Source organism: Natrinema soli (assembly GCF_028618695.1).
In genome coordinates, this window is sequence record NZ_JAQIVI010000257.1 from 1 (window position 1) to 2,962 (window position 2,962).

At 65.5% G+C, this 2,962-nt stretch carries 6 protein-coding genes; 2 read left to right on the forward strand and 4 right to left on the reverse strand.

Translation table 11 applies throughout. The annotated features are described in order from the left end of the window. On the reverse strand, positions 1-214 hold a 214-nt coding region (locus PGX04_RS16255; protein WP_465263819.1), incomplete at its 3' end, for a nucleotide-binding protein. Between the two features lie 238 nt (positions 215-452). Here PGX04_RS16255 and PGX04_RS16260 point away from each other — a divergent pair. Both PGX04_RS16260 and PGX04_RS16265 read left to right on the forward strand, forming a co-directional pair. Then, positions 453-1,010 carry a DUF1802 family protein gene (locus PGX04_RS16260; RefSeq protein WP_273739468.1) on the forward strand — a complete coding sequence of 186 codons (558 nt, stop codon included), beginning with the start codon at positions 453-455 and terminating at the stop codon, positions 1,008-1,010. A gap of 60 nt (positions 1,011-1,070) precedes the next feature. Further along, positions 1,071-1,238 carry a hypothetical protein gene (locus tag PGX04_RS16265; protein ID WP_273739469.1) on the forward strand — a complete coding sequence of 56 codons (168 nt, stop codon included), beginning with the start codon at positions 1,071-1,073 and terminating at the stop codon, positions 1,236-1,238. A 27-nt stretch (positions 1,239-1,265) separates the two neighbouring features. Here PGX04_RS16265 and PGX04_RS16270 read toward each other — a convergent pair whose 3' ends face one another. The 3 genes from PGX04_RS16270 to PGX04_RS16280 form a co-directional block, all read right to left on the reverse strand. Continuing rightward, positions 1,266-1,856 (reverse strand): methyltransferase family protein, encoded by a 591-nt coding sequence (locus PGX04_RS16270; RefSeq protein WP_273739470.1) that lies wholly within the window; start codon positions 1,854-1,856, stop codon positions 1,266-1,268. Between the two features lie 116 nt (positions 1,857-1,972). Beyond that, positions 1,973-2,776: a cobalt-precorrin-7 (C(5))-methyltransferase gene (locus PGX04_RS16275; protein ID WP_273739471.1), complete on the reverse strand. Its 804-nt coding sequence runs from the start codon at positions 2,774-2,776 to the stop codon at positions 1,973-1,975. Beyond that, the coding region (locus PGX04_RS16280; protein ID WP_273739472.1) for a precorrin-8X methylmutase at positions 2,773-2,962 on the reverse strand (190 nt) is incomplete at its 5' end. The genes PGX04_RS16280 and PGX04_RS16275, both read right to left, overlap by 4 nt.

The window sequence follows — 2,962 nt, forward strand, 5'->3', positions numbered from 1 at the left end:
TCCGGCGGAGGCCGTCCGCACTGCAGAGCCACAGGTCGAGCGTGCGGGAGGGCCGGCCCGCGATCGCCTCGTGGTGGCTCGGATCGATGAAGTCCGGGCCCGCCTTGGCGGGCTGGACCTCGTGGCCCGCGTCCTCGAGGGCCCGAATAATCGACAGCGTCGCGACCGTCTTTCCGACGCCGGAACTGACGCCGCCGAGGACGAACCCCTTCATAGTCGCCGCTCCGAAACGCGCTCGGTCGTCTCAGCGATCCGTTCATCCGTGATAGCCGTGGCAGCCACAAACACCATTGTAATTGAGTTAGGACAATACGACTTGAATTCGTCGGTGGCATCGACGAGCACGGTAGCGTCGCCTCATGTCCTCGAGTCATCCGAGACCGTTGGACGAGGGATCGTTCGGGCGAAAAGTCGAAACGCAATTGAGAGTCGTTCGCGTTGGGCGGGGACGAATGAGTACGACCGAATCGACGTCCCTGATCCCCGCGCTGAAAGAGCGCGCCGGCGTGGTCACCGCCCTCGCCGACGGCTCTCAGACGGTGCTCGTTCGACATCCCACCCTCGACCCCGGAACGATCGACGACCGGTTCGTGCTCTATCCGGCCTACACGCATCAGGAGCCGAGTCGCTACCAGTCTAAATACGAGGAGTACTACCATCGAGCGAGCACCAAACCGGACGACGGCGTTCCGATCCGCGCCGTCGCCGAGGTCCGCGAGGAGTACGTCGTTCCGAGCGACGACCTCGCCTCCCTCGCGCGCCACTACGTCTATACCCCGGACGGCCTGCGCGACAAGTACGGTTCGGACGACGATCTGCGAGTGCTGTTACTCCGGGTAGGCGCGCTCGAGTCGCCGCGGCTCATCGAGGAACGCGACAGCTACCGGGGCTGTCGCGCCTGGATCGAGCTGGCCGACGCGATCGATATCGACCTCGAGTCGACGACGCCCGTATTGGACGACGCGGCGTTCGCCGAACGCCGAGCGGCGATTCGAGACGCGCTCGAGTGACCGGTCCACCCCACCGACGAACTTAACCGCTCGAGTCAGTTACGACTCGTCGCTCGAACTATGAATGGGACAAACGGGACGGAGACCGAACGGCATCTTCGGAAGGCGCTTCGACACCTGGGAGAGGCACAGAAAGACGACGACCTCAGGAAGACCAACGCCGTCGCGCTCGAGGAAGTGTCGAACACCGTGTCGTCGGTGCTGCGAGAATACGAAGGCGACCAGTGAAGGAGTCGCCGTTTCGTCGGGTGACCGTCACCAGAGGCCCGGAACGAGTCGATACGGCGTTCGTTCCGCGTACGCTTCGTAGGAGGCACCCAGCGTTTCCCGGAGGACGCGCTCTTCGACGCGGATGCGATACCCGTAGCCGAGCAGGCCGGCGACGGTTACGAGACCGAGACTCAGCCAGTTGCCGGTCGCGATGCCGATTCCGATCAGCGCCGCCAGTCCGCCGGTGTACGACGGATGGCGGACCCATCGGTACGGCCCCGAACTGACCACGGTGTCGTTCTCCTCGGCGGTGACGGTGAGCGAAAAGAACTCGCCGAGCGTCCGAACGGCGTACTGACGGACCAGGACGCCGAACAGCACGAGGCCGATCCCGATCCAGAACACTGCCCGCGGATGCGGGAGCCCGGGGGCGGTCACCACCTCGGGGACGAGCGCAGCGCCCAAAACGCCCCCGCTAACGGCGATTCCGATCGCGCGTTTCGATCCCTCGTCCTGCGGGGCGGCGGCTCCGTCGCGATATCGAACGCCGATGCTCAGGTCCGAAACGATCCAGACGCCGAGCGCCCCAATGAAGACGTACAGATACGGCTCCTCTAGATACAGTGGTGACGACATAGGTCCACGGTCGAATCGACCGCCGATAACTGTTTATAGTCTACCATTTCCGGAGATCGGTCCGGTCCAAAACGGAGAGAGACTCCTCGAGTGCCCCGATACCGCGGGGGAGGCCGCTACGAGGATCGGCCCGCTGCGACCGGTCGACGAACCGCGAGCACGACCAGATCCGAGAACGGCGTATCCTCTTTCCCGCTCCCGCCGGCGTGTGCTGCCAGCTCCGCGAGCGTGAACCGGTGGATCTGTTCGTCCTCGTGAGTCAGCTTCTCGAGCACCAGCGCTTCGAGGTCGGGTTCAGCGCCCTCCTCGAGCAGGAGCGTTGCAATGTCCCCGGGCATTCGGTCATACGGCCGCGGGAGGACGAGCAAGTGCCGATCGTTCACTGCGGCTGCGAGTCGATCCATATCCGACTCGAGGTCGCCGCTCTTGTGGAGCGTGACGAACTCGGTGTCTTCCATCGGCGTCCGAGCGCGGCTCGCGGCCAGCTGGAGCGACGAAATGCCGGGGACGACCCGAACCGGTACGTCGGAGTCGTGACGCTCGACCGCATCCTGCACCTTCCCGACGAACTGGTAGCCCGAGTGGTTCGGGTCGCCCATCGCGACGGCGGTCCCCGATTCGCCGGCGGCGACGCGCTCGCCGAACTCCTCGAGCGCCTCGGCCTCGTCCTTGTACCCGCAGGTCAGCAGATCGGCATCCGTCTCATCCTCGATGAACTCCACAACCGTCGTGAAGCCGACGACGACGTCCGCCTCGCGGATCGCGCGCTCGCCGCGGGGTGTGAGATATTCGGGATTCCCCGGGCCGACGCCGACGGCGTAGACGGGCCCGTCCGTCTCCTCGTCGATGTCCGGCTCTGGCTCTGCCGCGGCGAACGTCGCCGGATCCGGCCCAGCCTCGAGATCGTATTTGTCGCTCATTCGTCCTCGGCCGCGTCGCGATTCCGGGCTGCTCGAGCCTCGGCCCCGAGTTCCAACTCGAGGTCGTCGGTCCGAACGTCTTTCGCGACGTGGATCAGTTCGTTCGTCAGCGCCGCCGCCAGTCCGCTGCCGCCGCGGCGGCCGACGTTCGTGATCGCCGGGACGTCGTACGCCTCGCTGACCTCG